This window comes from Gemmata palustris (genome assembly GCF_017939745.1).
In the GTDB taxonomy this organism is placed as follows: Bacteria; Planctomycetota; Planctomycetia; order Gemmatales; family Gemmataceae; genus Gemmata; species Gemmata palustris.
In genome coordinates, this window is sequence record NZ_JAGKQQ010000001.1 from 4,038,142 (window position 1) to 4,052,232 (window position 14,091).

Annotated in this window: 21 protein-coding genes and 1 tRNA gene; 9 read left to right on the forward strand and 13 right to left on the reverse strand. The window is 62.0% G+C overall.

The genetic code is table 11. From position 1 onward, the window contains the following. The first annotated feature begins 231 nt into the window (after nucleotides 1-231). Nucleotides 232-450 (forward strand): hypothetical protein, encoded by a 219-nt coding sequence (locus J8F10_RS16645; protein WP_210655463.1) that lies wholly within the window; start codon nucleotides 232-234, stop codon nucleotides 448-450. A 184-nt stretch (nucleotides 451-634) separates the two neighbouring features. Here the strand turns inward: J8F10_RS16645 and J8F10_RS16650 are convergent, their stop codons facing one another. The 3 genes from J8F10_RS16650 to J8F10_RS38985 all read right to left on the reverse strand — a co-directional run bounded on the left by J8F10_RS16650 (nucleotide 635) and on the right by J8F10_RS38985 (nucleotide 2,681). Continuing rightward, complete coding sequence (locus J8F10_RS16650) at nucleotides 635-1,150, reverse strand: YcxB family protein (protein ID WP_210655465.1); 516 nt, start codon at nucleotides 1,148-1,150, stop codon at nucleotides 635-637. A 31-nt stretch (nucleotides 1,151-1,181) separates the two neighbouring features. Further along, nucleotides 1,182-1,502 carry a hypothetical protein gene (locus J8F10_RS16655; RefSeq protein WP_246523406.1) on the reverse strand — a complete coding sequence of 107 codons (321 nt, stop codon included), beginning with the start codon at nucleotides 1,500-1,502 and terminating at the stop codon, nucleotides 1,182-1,184. Between the two features lie 483 nt (nucleotides 1,503-1,985). Next, entirely contained in the window at nucleotides 1,986-2,681 is a 696-nt protein-coding gene (locus tag J8F10_RS38985; protein ID WP_246523408.1) for a hypothetical protein, read from the reverse strand. Nucleotides 2,682-3,192: 511 nt separating this feature from the next. Here J8F10_RS38985 and J8F10_RS16665 point away from each other — a divergent pair. The 4 genes from J8F10_RS16665 (at nucleotide 3,193) to J8F10_RS16680 (ending at nucleotide 6,335) form a co-directional block, all read left to right on the forward strand. Beyond that, nucleotides 3,193-3,264 (forward strand) — tRNA-Leu (locus J8F10_RS16665). A 538-nt stretch (nucleotides 3,265-3,802) separates the two neighbouring features. Continuing rightward, the gene (locus J8F10_RS16670) at nucleotides 3,803-5,536 is read left to right on the forward strand and encodes a hypothetical protein (protein ID WP_210655467.1); all 1,734 of its coding nucleotides are present in this window, start codon (nucleotides 3,803-3,805) and stop codon (nucleotides 5,534-5,536) included. Nucleotides 5,537-5,595: 59 nt separating this feature from the next. Then, nucleotides 5,596-5,931 carry an IS1/IS1595 family N-terminal zinc-binding domain-containing protein gene (locus J8F10_RS16675; RefSeq protein WP_246523409.1) on the forward strand — a complete coding sequence of 112 codons (336 nt, stop codon included), beginning with the start codon at nucleotides 5,596-5,598 and terminating at the stop codon, nucleotides 5,929-5,931. Beyond that, nucleotides 5,928-6,335, forward strand: coding sequence for an IS1 family transposase (locus tag J8F10_RS16680; protein WP_210655471.1), 408 nt, complete (start codon nucleotides 5,928-5,930; stop codon nucleotides 6,333-6,335). The genes J8F10_RS16675 and J8F10_RS16680 overlap by 4 nt, the downstream gene beginning before the upstream one ends. Nucleotides 6,336-6,714: 379 nt before the next feature. On the opposite strand, the gene J8F10_RS16685 is transcribed toward J8F10_RS16680, so the two are convergent. Both J8F10_RS16685 and J8F10_RS16690 read right to left on the reverse strand, forming a co-directional pair. After that, nucleotides 6,715-7,128: a YegP family protein gene (locus tag J8F10_RS16685; RefSeq protein WP_210655473.1), complete on the reverse strand. Its 414-nt coding sequence runs from the start codon at nucleotides 7,126-7,128 to the stop codon at nucleotides 6,715-6,717. A 358-nt stretch (nucleotides 7,129-7,486) separates the two neighbouring features. After that, entirely contained in the window at nucleotides 7,487-8,023 is a 537-nt protein-coding gene (locus J8F10_RS16690) for a pyridoxamine 5'-phosphate oxidase family protein (RefSeq protein WP_210655475.1), read from the reverse strand. Nucleotides 8,024-8,130: 107 nt separating this feature from the next. On the opposite strand from J8F10_RS16690, the gene J8F10_RS16695 reads away from it, so the two are divergent. Continuing rightward, nucleotides 8,131-9,003, forward strand: coding sequence for an SDR family oxidoreductase (locus tag J8F10_RS16695; RefSeq protein ID WP_210655477.1), 873 nt, complete (start codon nucleotides 8,131-8,133; stop codon nucleotides 9,001-9,003). A gap of 62 nt (nucleotides 9,004-9,065) precedes the next feature. Here the strand turns inward: J8F10_RS16695 and J8F10_RS40345 are convergent, their stop codons facing one another. The 4 genes from J8F10_RS40345 to J8F10_RS16710 are packed head-to-tail and all read right to left on the reverse strand — an operon-like array spanning nucleotide 9,066 to nucleotide 11,549. Next, nucleotides 9,066-9,488, reverse strand: a complete 423-nt coding sequence (locus J8F10_RS40345; RefSeq protein WP_315854234.1) for a DUF892 family protein — start codon at nucleotides 9,486-9,488, stop codon at nucleotides 9,066-9,068. Next, nucleotides 9,383-9,934, reverse strand: a complete 552-nt coding sequence (locus J8F10_RS38995) for a flavin reductase family protein (protein ID WP_246523410.1) — start codon at nucleotides 9,932-9,934, stop codon at nucleotides 9,383-9,385. Before J8F10_RS38995 ends, J8F10_RS40345 begins: the two co-directional genes overlap by 106 nt. Nucleotides 9,935-9,991: 57 nt before the next feature. After that, nucleotides 9,992-10,744, reverse strand: a complete 753-nt coding sequence (locus J8F10_RS16705; protein ID WP_210655480.1) for a glucose 1-dehydrogenase — start codon at nucleotides 10,742-10,744, stop codon at nucleotides 9,992-9,994. Nucleotides 10,745-10,799: 55 nt separating this feature from the next. Further along, nucleotides 10,800-11,549: a glucose 1-dehydrogenase gene (locus tag J8F10_RS16710; protein WP_210655483.1), complete on the reverse strand. Its 750-nt coding sequence runs from the start codon at nucleotides 11,547-11,549 to the stop codon at nucleotides 10,800-10,802. 111 nt (nucleotides 11,550-11,660) lie between these two features. Between J8F10_RS16710 and J8F10_RS16715 the strand changes: the two genes are divergently transcribed. Then, the gene (locus tag J8F10_RS16715) at nucleotides 11,661-12,125 is read left to right on the forward strand and encodes a winged helix-turn-helix transcriptional regulator (protein ID WP_210655485.1); all 465 of its coding nucleotides are present in this window, start codon (nucleotides 11,661-11,663) and stop codon (nucleotides 12,123-12,125) included. A gap of 3 nt (nucleotides 12,126-12,128) precedes the next feature. Here J8F10_RS16715 and J8F10_RS16720 read toward each other — a convergent pair whose 3' ends face one another. Continuing rightward, a complete protein-coding gene (locus J8F10_RS16720) occupies nucleotides 12,129-12,512 on the reverse strand; it encodes a DUF1801 domain-containing protein (RefSeq protein ID WP_210655487.1) in 384 nt (127 codons plus the stop codon). A 9-nt stretch (nucleotides 12,513-12,521) separates the two neighbouring features. Then, nucleotides 12,522-12,914 carry a VOC family protein gene (locus J8F10_RS16725; RefSeq protein WP_210655489.1) on the reverse strand — a complete coding sequence of 131 codons (393 nt, stop codon included), beginning with the start codon at nucleotides 12,912-12,914 and terminating at the stop codon, nucleotides 12,522-12,524. A 131-nt stretch (nucleotides 12,915-13,045) separates the two neighbouring features. Here J8F10_RS16725 and J8F10_RS16730 point away from each other — a divergent pair, with 131 nt between their 5' ends. Together J8F10_RS16730 and J8F10_RS16735 are read left to right on the forward strand one after the other, a co-directional pair. Further along, entirely contained in the window at nucleotides 13,046-13,240 is a 195-nt protein-coding gene (locus J8F10_RS16730) for a hypothetical protein (RefSeq protein WP_210655491.1), read from the forward strand. Between the two features lie 39 nt (nucleotides 13,241-13,279). Next, entirely contained in the window at nucleotides 13,280-13,513 is a 234-nt protein-coding gene (locus J8F10_RS16735; RefSeq protein WP_210655493.1) for a hypothetical protein, read from the forward strand. A gap of 54 nt (nucleotides 13,514-13,567) precedes the next feature. Here J8F10_RS16735 and J8F10_RS16740 read toward each other — a convergent pair whose 3' ends face one another. Together J8F10_RS16740 and J8F10_RS16745 are read right to left on the reverse strand one after the other, a co-directional pair. Further along, a complete protein-coding gene (locus J8F10_RS16740; RefSeq protein WP_210655495.1) occupies nucleotides 13,568-13,789 on the reverse strand; it encodes a hypothetical protein in 222 nt (73 codons plus the stop codon). Beyond that, nucleotides 13,786-14,007, reverse strand: a complete 222-nt coding sequence (locus J8F10_RS16745; protein WP_210655497.1) for a hypothetical protein — start codon at nucleotides 14,005-14,007, stop codon at nucleotides 13,786-13,788. Before J8F10_RS16745 ends, J8F10_RS16740 begins: the two co-directional genes overlap by 4 nt. Nucleotides 14,008-14,091 lie beyond the last annotated feature (84 nt).

Sequence of the window (14,091 nt, forward strand, 5' to 3'; positions counted from 1 at the left end):
TCGAGCGATAGACAGACCACTACGCTCCTCATACCGCTCCTGGCAAAAGACCGGTCGTTCGACTGGTATGCCTCCGTTCACGAAGCCAGTCACGCGGTCGCGGCCCTGTCGCACGGGTGTCAGGTCACGCGCGTGCTCGTGACTGGGGGGCGCGGCTACACAGAGTACAGTGCCCCGCATACGCGGCACGCTGGAGCCGTCATCCTTTTCGCGGGGCCGATTGGTGAGGGCATGTTGACCGACTCCGAGAAATTCCTCGACAATTCACACGGCGATTACTGCGCGTTGACCAAGTTGGGGCTGTCACCGGACGAGCGCACGGCCGCGCGTGCCGATACGATCAAGCTCCTCGCGGCGAAACAAAAGAAGATCGAACTGTTCTCTTATTGGCTCGCGCAGTGGGGCGTAATGGACGGGTACGAGGCCGAAAAGTTATTCCGCGGGTACTGAATTCAATTGGGTACCGGCGTTGCCGCGAGCGTTCCGCGCCCGGGTCGGGAAGTAGACACCCCGGAAACGGAGCGGGCCAGGGATCATTTCCCTGGCCCGCTCCGTTTCGTGCAACAGTGGCCGTCTGCGTCAGGCTGTCGAGCAGTGGACGGAGACGAACAAGGGCAATTACGGTACCAGTTGATTAAACCAGTTTTTTGAGCTTAGAGAGCACGAATTCTCGTGCTGCTTCGTAGTCCTTCTCTCGCTCGAATCCGTGACGTGGGATAATGGCGAAGGACATTCCAGTGACGTAAATGTACAAACTCTCCCCAACCTCCTTCACGCCTTTCATGTCTTGCCAATGTACGACTGACACAACGGAATCCGTCCGCTCGGTAAGGGTGTCTTCGGTCAACACCAAAGTGATGCGGCTAATCACCCCTCGTGTTCCCAATTCTTGAGCAAATGTTCGGAACCCTGAGCTGAGATTTGCCCTACGAATGCCCGGGAATATGACAGCGTAAGTTACGCCAACCACAATCAAGATTGCCGCTCCAACCGGGCTGCTACTCGCCAGAAGAGCAGCCGAAATCAGCAACCCCAACGGCAAGAGTAACCAAAGGAGGCTGACTTGCCGTTTCATGAATGATGACTGTTTCGTCAGGTGCATACAGAGTGCCACGTAGTCATCCAAAGTGGTCGTGTACGTTACTTCCATCTGCCCTCATCCTCCGCGACGTTGTACACTATTACTGTTTCACCAATATCAAATCAACGACCCAGCACCCGCGCACGTGCGGCCCGGGACTGCGGCAGTGCTCCAGCACATCCGCGCTGTCGCACCCGGCGTCCTGGAGCGCGTCGGCCAGAATCGGCATCGCGGAGAAGTTGCGCGACTCGTACATCTGGGACGCAAGTGCGAAAGCGGTGGACGTGCGCCACGAAGGGGAGAAGGCGGTGGGGCGGAATGTGTTGCCGAAGATTTCACAGAGTACGGGCGGTTGGTGGGCGCGGTTGAGTTTGCTTGCCCACCCGTAGTGAAACAAAAGACAGTCCCGCAACGCGGACATGCGCATGTGTCTGGGAGAAATCGCAATAAACACCCAATGCATTGGAGCCCGAATTTCTACCGGAGTGGCATTCCAAGATGGTCGTTCACTGTCCCGGATGAATAGCGTCCCGACCAGACTATCCACTCGTCTCACCGCGGCGAGTAGCGCGTCTTGCCCCACGGTCCCGTCGCTCGCAAGCTCGGCCACGTCGACAGCCTCAGCCAGCGCGGGGTCGGTTATGTCGCCCGGGCACCGGCGGGCAACCGCAACGGCGAACAACCGCAACTTCCGGTCACTCGCCTTATCGCTCAAGAATTGCAACATCGTCTGCGGATCGTTACCCGCCAGCCATTCCGCTTCGGTCATCGGTCGCCCTCTGGAGCCGCTCCCAGCATGACCGATTGGTGTGCCGGTGCCAAGTCCGCACCGAACCACTTCCGAAGACCGCCCCCGAACCCCGACTCGATTTTATTCAACTTGAATAAAATGCTCCCCGCACGCCTACTCCTTCCCCAGCACCAAATCGACGACCCAGCACCCGCACACGTGCGGCCCGGGAGCGCGGCAGTGATCGAGCATGTCGGCGCTTTGGCACCCGGCGTCCCGGAGCGCGTCGGCCAGGGTCGGCATCGCAGAGAAGTCGCGCGACTCATACATCTGCGACGCGAGCGCAACGACCGTAGAGGTGCGCCACGAGGGAGAGAAGGTAACAGGCCGGAACGGGTTGCCGAAGATGTCTCGCAATGTGTCGCTTTGCCGCGCTTGTTCGGCGGCTTCTGCAGCACGGTGGTCAATGCCCAGCGCGGCTTTTTCCCACACCGCCGAAGTTCGTGCCTCTCTCGCTCCCCATTCGGGGAAATCGGTATAGTATGCTGCCCAGCAGCCGCAATTGGTCGAGCGATTCGCGAAATTGCCTGCGTCGGGATTGTCGCGCTCGAAATCGCGCCACGCTTGGTCGGCACCGTTCATGGCATCGTTCGCTTCGTCAGCGCTTGCCAAACCATCGACGTACTTCTCCGTGATTTCCACATTCCTGCGACTTCGCTCATCAGCCAGCAAATGCCAAATACGGCGGCAGCACGCACAGGTAAAGAGCCGTAACTTTCGTTCGCTGCCGCTCCCGCTGAGGAAATTTCCACCAAGAAATTTCAGAACGTGGTTTGGATCGGCGCACGCCAACCATTCCGCTTCGGTCATCGGTCGCCCCCTGGAACTGCTCTCAGCATGACCGATTGGTGTGCCGGTGCCAAGTCTGCACCGAGCCACTTCCGAAGACGGCACCGAGAGGAAGAAAACGAGAAGACGGCCCCCCGAACCCCGACCCGATTTTATTCAAGTTGAATAAAATGCTCCCCGGTCGATCGATAGACAATGCCTATGATAAAATTCGCAATCGATAGGCGATACCGGTCCGCTCTTAGTTTTAGGGGGTGTCTTTGCTGCCTTTTCTTTCCCTTCGGAGCCGTCTTGCCCCAAGCCCCACCAGATCGCATTAGCGTGGGATGGCGGGCCGAACGCCCTCTAATCGCGGAGCTTCTCGTTCCGCACTTCCGGCCCCGTCCTGAGCAATCTTTTTGTCGGGCGGGTCGTTCCGCAGAATTCCGCAGAATACTGCGGAGAGTCCGCAAATGCATGCGTTTCCACGCACACGATGTTGACTCTCGCACAGAGGGCGGGTACCTTCAAAACACTGGAAATACCGTCATCTGGGCCATTTTCAGTGACTTGAGCAGCGTTCTTCACACGGACGAAGTCACAGGTTCAAATCCTGTATCGCCCACTCTAAGTAGCGAATTGGTAAGGACTTAAGACGACAGGCTAACTGGCAAATCTGATTGGCAAAACGGCTGGCAAAAATGGGCGGGGTTCCCCGCCCATTTCCTTTTTAGCACAACCTATCTCAGCTATTCAAACAGGTGCCGCAGCATTCTATCGGGTTCGTGCGTATCCACCGACCCTTGTTCCCGGCCACACTGGTCGATCACCCGGCCCCTTCGACAGCTACCGAGCCGTCGAAAATCAGGACCGTCTTGGCCGAGGCGTCCCCGCGTCCTCGGCGAACTTCTCATCAGGCAAAAGTCGGCAAGAAACTGCTCGTCGTAGGTATGCGGACGGGGTGCATTCGACCCAAGAAGAAGTTGATCGGTAACGCTGTTGCACGTTGCAGACGACAAAAACGGCTCCTCTGGACGAACGAAGAGCTTCATGTGGTGCTCCTCCAGTTCGTGCGCGCCTGCGACATGATCCTTTCGGAGTGCGGGTTCGGAAGAGGGAACGGTGTCCGGGTGGTGACGATACCTCGTTAATCGGAGGGCCGTATGCTGCAAATCCTGACGGGCAGGTTCTTTGAGGGCAAGGGAAAGCTTAAAGAACAGGAGACGGAAGCCGTCCTCTATTCAAACTTCTGGTTCATCAGGGAAATTAACACTCCGGTGGGCGTGCTGAACCCGGCCCGGTACGGCACCCGCGAGGCTACGGCCTTCGTTTTCCGGTACGTGAATAAGTACGAGCGTGCCAGCGACAACGACCCGCTGGTTCTGGCCCACTCGGACGAGGCCGTGGACCAGTTCAGGGCCTTGGCTACGCTTTGGTTCCGGGCGCTGTTCCATCCCGACCGGGCGTTCGTTGAGGCAATGACCCGCCCGTACCCCCGAGGCTTCGGCGGCGGACTAGTCCCCGCCCGGTATGTGGACCGGTACTTTAATGCCTCGGTCGAGTGCGACCACGAGGAACGGGCCGGGTTCTCGACGTTCCTCAACAGCGTCCTCTCCCTGCCCCGAGAGAAGTACCTCCGGGTGATCACGTGCATCCGCGCGTTCTGTGACTCGTTAGAAGCGCTCGGCATCAACTATGACGTGGCCTACTCGCTGCTCATTTACATGCTGGAGGCGCTGGGAAAGGCGTCAGACGACAAATTCACCCCCACTTGGGAGGATTACGAGGAGGGACAGCGGAAGAAGGTGGACAAGCTGTGCGGGGAGATGGAGGGCGACCTCGCCCGGAGGCTGCGGGAGACACTGACCAGCACCCCGCACTTGAAGTTGTCAAAGCGGTTCATGGACTTCGTGTCGGGTAACGTTCAGGACTCGTTCTACACCACGGAGTCGGTCGGCAGGACGTGGCCCATTCGCAAGAGCGAGTTGCCCAGACTTCTGAAGAACCTTTACACCACGAGGTCGGTGTACGTTCACGAACTAGAGGAAGTGCTCGACGAGAGCCGCCACATCCGGCCCGAGCCCACGGACGACACCACACGCATCAGGCACGATCCTTACCTGACCTACTCCGGGCTGGTACGGCTGTCGAGAGCCGTCCTGATCAACTTCATCAACTTGGCACCGAAACTCGACACCGAACAGACTCACTGGCGGAGCCAGCTACCCGGCATGGTTTCCGCCGAGTGGTCACCCGAATACTGGATCTGGAAGACGGATGGGTTTGAGGCGAAACACGCCAAAAAACTGTTCAGCGGCGTTGCTGCGCATTTCTTGGACCTGATCCCCAAGGATGGGGCGGCGATGGCTCCTATCGGTCCCGTCGTGGAGATTGTCGAGGGTCTGATTCCGAAAGCCTCAAAAGAGCACCAGCCCGCCCTGCTGGGAATCTACTGGCTCTACAACGCCTTAATTGTCCAAAAGCATCAGCGGCCTAACTGGGAGCAGACCATCCAAGGGGTGCTGGAGAAGGCGACCGACTGCCACATGGAGTACCTCATCTCGGCGATCCTTTGCGGGGGCAGGGCAGGTTTTGACGCCGCCACGAGTGAGCGTGCTTACCGGGAGTATTTGCAACACCGACACAAGCCGCAGTGCGTCTGGGTGGCGGGGCTGCTGGAGGCTGCGGTGGTTTGTCACGTTGCTAACCTCTACGACGAGGAAGGCAAACCCGACGATCACCGCAGGTTGTTGGGCGAAGCGGTCTTGGGCACCCCATTCAACCCCGCATTGCAACAGCGACTTGCTGAGGCCCGAGACGCTGGAAGTATTATCGACGTGGACTCTATACTCGGTCGTCGGATCAGGGTGGAGCCCCCGATCAACTACGAGATCTGACGACGTGGATGCGGTAACGGGTAATGGCCCGCCTGTCGGGATTGCCATAAGGTATTGTGATGTCAGCAGCAACGCCGCCTCGCCCACCCGTTCCCCAGTGCCCGCGGTGCGGAGCGACCCACGTGGTGCGCAATGGCCTGACCCACTCGGGTACCCCGGGGTTCCGGTGCCGCGGGTGCGACCGACGGTTCGTGGCGGCCCCGAAAACCGGTCCGGTTCCCGAGGCCACCAAGGACCTGGTCCGCCGGCTCCTGGCCGAGCGGGTCGGGATCCGGGCCATCGCTCGTGCCGTCGGGGTGTCCCGGTCGTGGCTCCAGGGGTTCGTCAACGCCCTGTACCGGGACGATACCCCGCATGATCCCGGACCGCCCCAAAAAAGTCCGGCCCGGTCGTGATCGAAGCCGACGAGATGTGGAGTTTCGTGGGTTCCAAGGGCGACGTGCGGTGGGTCTGGGTGGCCCTGGACGCGGGCACCCGGCGGGTCCTCGCGATGGTTGTCGGGGACCGGTCCGCGGGCACCACCCAGCGGTTCGGGAGCGCGCTCCCGCGCGGGTTCCGGACCGGGGTCACCGTGTACACCGACTTCCTCGCCTCGTACCGGGGAGCGATCCCGCGGGCCCGGCACCGGCCCGTGGGCAAGGATACCGGGCACACCGCACACATCGAGCGCTTCGGGCTTACCCTAGGACAGCGCTGCGCCCGATTCGTTCGTAAGACCTTGACGTTCTCCAAGTGCCCCAGAAATCATCTCGGAGCCCTCTGGTACTTCATACGACTGTACAACCAGTGCCGTCAGTAGGGCCACTACCGGATTCGGCATACTCGGCGAGATTGTACTGTCAGCCGAAACTCGTAAAATCGCGTGAATTTCGCGCCACATATTCGACTTGCTCACTGGCGCTCAAAAGCTTCCACTTCTGTCGTCTCATCTTCAAACCAGGTCCGCGGGCAGTACTCGCATTTGTACGTGCATCGAGTTGTGGTCCGCCCACACACGTTGGCGATGGCATAAAAGGTTCGGCCGCCGTTGCGCTTTGCGTTTCATGCGTAGCGGCCGAGTTCCAAGAGTTCCCGGTCTTTTTGGTCCACCAGCACTTTGAATCCGTTCTGAAGCTCCACTTCCGTCCGCCGGCACTAGCGCACTTCTGAGAACGTCGCCAGCGGTTTCTCCGCGGGCGTCACTCCTTCACCTCGACGACCTCGGCCTTCGCGACGCCGGTCTTGATCGACGCGACCGCCTTCTCGGCGTCGGCCTTCGCCTTATACCCCTCGCTGGACGTCGCCACGACCTGACCGTTCGCCGCCTTCAGCCGCCAGCGGTGCTCCTTCTTCTCGTCCTCGTACACCTCGAACTTCTCCTTGCTGTCCGTACCCGCCTTCTGCACCAGCTCGATCCCGTGCTTGGCGTCCGCGGCTGCCTTGTACCCCTGACCCGCAGTGGCGAGGATCGCTCCGTTACCCGCCTTGAGCCGCCAGCGGAACTGGTCGTCCTTTCCCTTGTACAACTCGAACTTCAACTTCGTGTCTTGCGCGGACGCAGCGGACACCGAGAACCCGACGACAATCCCGGCGGCAGTCAGAACGCGGAACATGACGTGGCCTTCTGTTGATGCGGCAGGGGCGAATGCCGAAACTGGCCGCAAATCGCAGGCCAACGGAGTGGCCCCTTAAACTGCTGTTCGCTCTCGAACCGGGAACCCGACCCGGCGAACGTGAGAGTAGCGTTGATGCAGACGGACGTGGACGAGGACACGGGGAAGTCTGATCTGGCCTTCCTCGATCACCCGCTCCGGCAGCTATCACTGCCGCTAACTCTCTGGAGAAGGTGTGCCCCCACCGAAACCCCAGAACAAGGGCACGACCTACGCGACGTGTCGGCACTGTTGGACCGATTGACCTTACGCCCTAGTTCTCTAAAGGGAGCCGGGGCGTCTTTTCCCGCCATCGATTTCACACCTTCAGCTTGCCCTCGATCGAATCGTCCAGCGTCTTCCCGACGGCGGCCCCGATGAGCATCTTCACGTAAGCCACCGCGCTCCCGTGCTTCGTGTCCCAGTAGTACCCGTCGGTCGGCGTGACCCTGATGACGGTGATTCGCGGATCGTCCTTCCCGCCGGTGAACCAGGTCTTGAGGATCGGCTCCCACAATTCCTCGATCTTCGCCCGGTCGGTGGTGACAGTGGCCCGCCCGGTCAGGCTCAGGAAGTCGGAGTTCGGCGCCCCCTGGAACAAGAGCTTTACAGACGGGTCGTGCGCCAGCTCCTGGTTCTGGTGACTGTCGCTCGCGCTCAGGAACCACAGGTTCCCGTCGTCGTCCACCTTGCGGACGTTCATCGGGCGGGTGCCGCCGGTCTCGCCGTTGGGAACCGTGGTGCAGAAGAAGCAGTTCTTCGCGTACCCGACGAGCTCCCGGATCTTCGCGACCGCGGCCTTGCCCTGCAGGTCGTCTTTGTTCTGTTCCGGCTGGTTCTCGTTGATCGAATTCATTGTGAAGCTCCGTTGTGGAAAGGCTTTGCCGGGCGTTCCTCCGCAAACCACGCGCCGGTATGCCTTGTGCAGTCGTGATGGCGTCTGCACCACACCTGGAGTTGCCAATGAGCCAGCAGAAGGAACCGAAAGGCCCGATGAAGCCGCAGTCCCAGCCGAAGCCCGGCCTGGACTCGGCAATGGACCCGCCGCCGAAGTACAAAGCCCCGCTCTATAAGGGCGCCGACAAGCTCAAGGGTAAGGCCGCGCTCATCACCGGGGGCGACTCCGGGATCGGGCGATCGGTCGCGGTCCTGTACGCGCGCGAGGGGGCGGACGTGGCGATCGTGTATCTGGCTGCTGAGCAGTCCGATGCCGAGGAAACCAAGAAAGCGGTGCAGGAAGAAGGGCGCAAGTGCCTGCTCCTCCCCGGTGACGTGAAGGACCCGAAGTTCTGCCGGGACGCGGTCGAGGAGACCGTTGCCGAGTACGGGCGGCTCGACGTGCTGGTGAACAATGCGGCGTACCAGGAGACGCAGCAGAAGCTCGAGGACATCAGCGACGAGCAGTTCGACACGACGTTCCGGACGAACATCTACGGGTACTTCTACATGGCCAAGGCGGCGGTCGCGTACCTGCCGAAGGGCGGGGCGATCGTGAACTGCGGGTCGATCACCGGGCTCGAAGGGAACAAGACGCTGATCGACTACGCCAGCACCAAGGGCGCGATCCACGCCTTCACCAAGAGTCTGGCGCAGAACCTGATCGACCGGGGCATTCGGGTGAACTGCGTGTCGCCGGGGCCGATCTGGACGCCCCTGCAACCGGTGTCGAAGCCGCCGGACAAAGTGGCCGAACACGGCGCCGGCACTCCGCTGAAGCGCCCCGGCCAGCCCGAGGAGGTGGCCCCGGCGTTCGTGTTCTTCGCGTCGGAGGCGGATTCGAGTTACATCAACGGCGAGATCCTGACCCTGCTCGGCGGCGAGACGCGGGCGGGGTGAAACGAGAGCAAACGAAAAAAGCTCCGGCAAAAACCGGGGCTCCCCACGTCCTGCTTCCGCGCTTACTTTTTGCCGCCCGCTTTAGGTGCGGCTTTCCCCTTCTGAGGTGCGGGTGCCGGCTCATCCTCTTCCGGCTCTTCTTCTTCCGTGTCGTCCTCCCCGTCGCCCTCGGCTTCCTGGGCCTCGACGTTGATGACGGTCTCGGCCAGTTCGTTCAGCTTCTCGTCGGCCTCTTTCTCCTCGTCCAGCGTCTCCTGGAGCAGCACCTCGGCCTCGGGGTAATCGGCCCGATGAACTCGCGCCGCTGCACGGGTGGATCCCTCGTTGGAGCGAGGCGTGCGTGGTGCTGCAAAGGCGGTGCCGACGAATCTACAGTCGGTTACAGCATCTCGGGCTTGAACTTCTTCCGGTAGCTCTTGTTCTCGCCGGCGATCATGAACCCCCCGTCGCCCCGGTAGTGAACCGTCTTCGGGTACTTCGGCGATCTGGCGACGTGGGCCTTCACGCACTCGAAGACGAACAGGCTGTACTTCTTCGCTTGGCTGTTATCCACGAGCCGGCACTCGAAGTTCGCGTAGCACTCCGCGATGAGTGGCGCGTCAACCTGCTTCGCTTTTTCCGGGGTGAGGCCGAACGTCTCGAACTTGTCGATCTCGGGGCCGTGGTTGTTGCCGGTCCCGATCACCGCCTCGATCAGGTCGAAGGTCGGTACGTTGAAGACGCATTCCTTGCTCTTGCGGATCAGTTCGCGGCTGTGGTTCTGGTCCCAGATGTAGCACCCGATGTGGTCGTACCCGAGCATCATGTGCCAGCCCATCGTCATGATGTTCCGTTCGCCCGCGTGGGCGGAGCTGACCAGGACGATGGGGCCGGGTTCGAGGAACCGGCGAATCTTATTGGTGGGAAAGTCGTCTTTCTTGCGGCTGTTCATTTGTGGCTCCGGGGCGCGGGGCGCTTGCCCGGTTGCAACTCCCGCGCCCCGACGCGCCTACACCTGGGCCATGCCGCCGTCCACGGACAGGTCGATCCCGGTCACGAAGCTGCTGTCGTCCGACGCGAGGAACAGGGCGACGGTGGCGATCTCCTCGGGGCGCCCCATTCGGCCGAGCGGCACCTGAGCGGCGAACCCCGCCTTGAGCTGCTCCACCTGGTCCTTCTCAGTTACGACGGTCTCGAAGATCGGCGTGTCGATCGGGCCGGGGCTGAGGGTGTTGACCCGGATCTTGCGCTCCTTCAGGTCAGCGGTCCAGGTCCTCGCGAACGAGCGAACCGCGGCCTTGGTGGCGCTGTAGACGCTGAACGCGGGCGAGCCCGTGTACCCGGCGATCGACCCGTTCAGAATGATTGACGCGCCACCCGCCATCAGGGGCAGCGCCTTCTGCACCGTGAAGAGGAGCCCCTTCACGTTGATGCCGAACAGCTTGTCGAAGTGCGCCTCGGTCACGTCGGCGATGGGTACCAGTTCCCCCACCCCGGCGTTGGCGAACACGACGTCCACCCTGCCGTGCTTCTCCTTCACCAGCGCGTACAGCCGGTCGATGTCGGAGAGCTTGGCGACATCGCCTTGCACGGCGGTGACGTTCCGCCCGATCTCCTTAACCGCCGCCTCCAGCTCGGCCTTCCGGCGGCCGGTGATGTAGACGTGCGCCCCTTCTTTCGCGAACAGCTTGGCGGTCGCCAGCCCCATGCCGCTGTTACCACCGGTGACGACCGCGACCTTGCCTTCGAGTTTGCCAGCCATTGGAGTGCTCCTAAAAGAATCGGCCGCAGCGCGGCCGGAGATGGTTCGAGTTTGGTTACCGCAACCCGCCGGTGGCCAGGAGAGTCTCACCGGTCAGCCATCCGGCGTCGTCCGAAGCGAGGAACACGGCGATGGAGGCGATGTCCGCGGGCTGACCCGCACGACCGAGCGGGGTCTGGGCGACGAACCCGGCTTCCATCTCCGAACCGATCACACCCAGCGTCCGCGCGCCCTCGGTGTCAACCAAGCCCGGGTTGATCGAGTTCACCCGGATCTTCTTCGGCCCCAGTTCCTTCGACAACACCCCGGTGATCGCGTCCACCGCCCCTTTGGTCGCGGTGTACACGGCGGTGTTCGGCGGGGTGACGCGGCTGACCCCGGAGCCGATGTTGATGACGCTCGCGCCTTCTTTCAGGTGCTTGGCGGCTGCTTGAGTGGTGAGCAGGAGCCCGAGGACGTTGATGTTGAACAGGCGGTGGAAGTGATCTTCGGTGATCTGCTCGATCGGGGCGAACTCGTACACCCCGGAGTTGTTCACCAGGACGTCGAGCCGGCCGTAGTGCTTGACCGCGGCCTCGACGATGGCTTCTGCATCCGCCTTCTTCGACACGTCGCCCTTCACGGCCACGGCTTTGCCGCCCTTCGCGGTGATGTCGGCCACCACCTTGTCGGCGCCTTCCTTGCTGGAGGCATAATTGACGACCACCGAGGCCCCTTCAGCGGCGAGGTGGCGGGCGATTTCCGCCCCGATGCCCTTCGAGGCGCCCGTGACCACCGCCACTTTGCCCGCAAGTTTCTTCGACATGACCGTCTCCTGCTTAGGTCAGTTGCAGTTCGCAACTGGCGGGGTATACAATGGGCAGCAGTTGCCCCTTGCAACCGATTTCTAAAATTCTCCCGTAACGGGGGAAAAGCCATGAAACGAAAGAGCTTAGAGAACGACGAATGCCCGCTCGCCCGGTCCCTGGAGGCGATCGGGGACACGTGGTCGGTGCTCATCGTGCGGCAGGCGCTGGCGGGCGACCGACGGTTCGGGGAATTCGAGAAGAGCCTCGGGGTGGCCAAGAACATCCTGACCGTGCGGCTGCGGAAGCTCGTCGCGCTCGGGGTACTCGAACAGGTTCCGGTCGAGGGGAGCACGTACCAGGAGTACTCGCTGACCGAAAAGGGGCGAGGGCTGTTCCTGGTGCTGATGGCGATCCGGCAGTGGGGCGAGGGGTGCGGGGGCGACAACCCCTACGTTCTGGTGGACAAGCGGGACCGGAAGCCGGTGAAGCCGCTCGCGTTCCACGCGCACGACGGGCGGGAAGTCGGGCCGGACGACATGGAACTCGTCCCGGCGGAGGAGTTCAGCCGGCCTGAATGCGCGCGGCGGAAGTAGCCCTCAAACGTGTTCGATCCACCGCCGAATCAGCGCGGCGAACGCGTCTCGCTTTACTTTCACGTCGGCCGTGTCCGCGAACGTCACCGACGCCCGGTCCTTTCCCAGCCAGGTGAGCAGCCCGACCGGGTCGTCGATCGTGATCCCGTTCCCGGCCCGCACCTTCGCGCCGAGGTGGAGGATCATCTGCACTCCCGCCTTCGCGCGCAAGTGGAATGTTGCGAACCACTCCGTGGTGCGGAAGCTGGGGGCGTTCCACTTGATGCCCTCGGTGACGCCCGGCGTGCCGAGGAGGATCTCTCGAATCGCGAGGACCGCGGGCTTGTGTAGGTGCTCCAGGGTGGTGAGAAAACTTTCCACGGTGTCGGCCGGCCTCTTCGTCGCCACGGTGTGCCCTCACGCGAGGTTGAGCTGCCACGACACGCCGAACCGGTCGTTGACCCAAGTGAATTTCTGACTGAACCCGTAGTTGCTCGGCGGCATCAGTACCGCTCCGCCCTCGGACAGGACCGCGAACGCCTTATCCAGTTCGTTCTCGTCGGCGCACTCGACGAAAAGGGAGGCGGACGGGGTGAAGGTGAAGGCGTGCTTGGCCGGGCTGTCGATGCACGCGAGCCGATGCCCGCCGAGTGTGAACTCGGCCCGCTTGATCGTGCCTTCGGCTCCGTACTCTCCGGGGCCATACTTCTCGGTTCGATCCACGGTCCCCTTGAATAGGGACACGTAAAGCGTCATGGCCTCCTCGGCGCGGCCCTCGAACATCAACTGCGTGACGGCTGAACGTGGCATTTCCACTCCCCCAATGAGAAAGGGGAGACCGTAATCGCTGGGCAGTGACGTGTCCAGCTCAGCAGACGGGCGGCACGCAGGTTGCAAACAGTTAGCCGCCGCCCAGTTGCTCCCCCTTCCGGGCCATTCCGGTGACGACCGATCCCAAACTCGACGCAATAACCGCTTGGGCCGAGGCCATCGCGCGGAGCGCCCGTACCCCACTGGACCGGATGGATTCTGCCCTGACACGGGCCGAAGCAAAGATCGCGCAGATCCGTGAGTCGATCGCCCGCCGCGACCGTGAACTGGGCCTCTCAACTCGGGACGCTTCTACGGGCGCGTAGACCCGTCAACCATACCGTTTCACACCTGTGGAGCTCATCATGGCACGCCGATCCGACGAAGAATGGGGCGAGTGTAAGGACTGCAAGTGGTTCCAGGTCGAACCCGGCGCGAGCGTCGAGAACACGACGATGGGGCTGTGCATCGAGGAGAGCCTCCAGCGGTTCACCTTGCGGGTCTCGGGGAATAGCGGGTGCAACTGCTTCGTGGCCGGAAAAGTGGCACACGCCAAGGGGTCGGGATCGGCCCCACCGACGGCCAAACCGACCCGCTGAAACGAAGGAGCCCCGGTGACGAACCCGGGCTTTATCGCGTGACGGGCGCCGACCTCACTCGTCCTTATCCTCGTCGCCGTCGGCATCCAGGTCCGCGTCACCGAGATCGCTCTCTTCGTCCTCGTCCTCCTCTTCGTCCTCGTCCTCCTCTTCGTCCTCGTCTTCATCGGCGCTGAGAACAGGGAACAGCTCTTCATCGGCCTCGCGGAAGGGCGGCAACTGACCGGAAAGATCCTGTGACGAGAGCGGGCCTCCCTTGTCACGCCCAGCAGTCACCTTTCCAAAGGCTTTTTCGGGTTCGCCGGCTCCGGCTTGCGGAACTCGTACTCCACCTTCTCGCCGTCGCGGACCGGCCGGACCCCATCGACGACGATCCGGCCGCTCGCATCCAGCCCCTTGTTGACGACAACGATGCCGTCCATCTCGTGCTGGATCACGATCTCGCGCTGGTGCGCCACGCCCGGAGAGGTTCGGCACGGCGAATTCCGCAACACGGGCGTTTCCGAACGGGTTCCGTGCCTTTGCCGCGACTCAATGTCTCGATCATACGCTTCCGCTTGCGCGAGTGCCCGTCTTCC